Below are 1217 nucleotides of genomic sequence, written 5' to 3'. Positions count from 1 at the left end.
CCAAATATAAATATCATCTGAGGTATACATAGCTCTCTCCCTTGATAACAAAACCACTTTAATTAACGAACAGTCGGTCTTTTTATCCACTTGTAGACAAGCTGGTGCGTCAATAACGGACACAACAATTTGAATATCCGATATTTGTTCAGCTCACTACCAATGAAACCCTAAGTTATTTAACAGAGTATCAAGAACCGACATTACACTCTAAAACAGTCCTTTCCCAACATTTACACTTATTTCGAGGTTGGCGCTGGCGATTGTTTACGAAAAAAAGTTGGAATATCAAGTATATCATCCTTTTTTTGCTGTTTTTGGATGGCACGTTGCTCAGTTGCTCCGTCCTTCTCATCATCCTGCAAATACGAGTTAGGTTTTGCCCCAGTTGCTATAACCAAAATCTCGTAGTTACTTTGTAGTTTTTCAAGTTTAGATACACCACAGATGATCAAAGCGCTAGGGCTTACTTTTTGACAAACGGTGCTTGAAATAAGGTCGTAGCTCCCTAACGAGATCTCTTCTTTACAGTTTATTTGAATAATCGCCCCTGTACTTGTACTCATATCTACGCTACTGATAAGCGGGTTGGTTAACGTCTGCTCTAATGTACGCTGTAAATCACTTTCCTCATTACACTTACCCACGCATAAGACCGCATCCCCCTTTGCGTCCATTACTCTGACAAAATCTTTTAAATCAATATTTATCAGTCCTTGATGACAGAGCATATCGATTAATGCCACGATTAATGAATGGAGAAGTTGATTACTATGCTTAAACGCATCAAATAGTCCAACATCACTGCCTAAAACCTCTATCAACTTATCGTTTGGCAGGGTTACTACAGCATTAGCGTACTGTTTAAATTCGTCTAGTCCTTCTTGCGCAATTTGACGTCTGAATTCGCCTTCGCTAGAAAAAGGTAATGTGGCAATCCCAATCACGGGTTTGCTATGCTCTCGGGCTAATTTTGCGATATATGGGCTCGCGCCTGTGCCCGTTCCACCTCCAAAGCCAGCCGCACAGAGTAATATATCGCACTTTTGAATTAACCCTATTAATTGTGCTTCGCTCTCTTGCGCAGCAAGCAAACCAACGGCGGGATCAGCACCAGCACCATAACCGTGAGTAAGTTGCTCGCCAATTAACACCGACTCGTCACTTTGAGTGTGGTTTAAAACAACTTTGTCAGTATTTATACAATAGAAATTGAC

General features: G+C 40.8%; 1 protein-coding gene. It reads right to left on the bottom strand.

Annotation, left to right across the window (positions count from 1 at the left end):
• Nucleotides 1-239: 239 nt before the first annotated feature.
• The coding region (locus ACFOEE_RS20510; protein WP_377127329.1) for a cell division protein FtsZ at nucleotides 240-1217 on the bottom strand (978 nt) is incomplete at its 5' end.

The sequence above is a fragment of the Pseudoalteromonas fenneropenaei genome, assembly GCF_042643375.1.
In the GTDB taxonomy this organism is placed as follows: domain Bacteria; phylum Pseudomonadota; class Gammaproteobacteria; order Enterobacterales; family Alteromonadaceae; genus Pseudoalteromonas; species Pseudoalteromonas fenneropenaei.
This window is presented reverse-complemented; position numbering and strand designations above follow the sequence as displayed.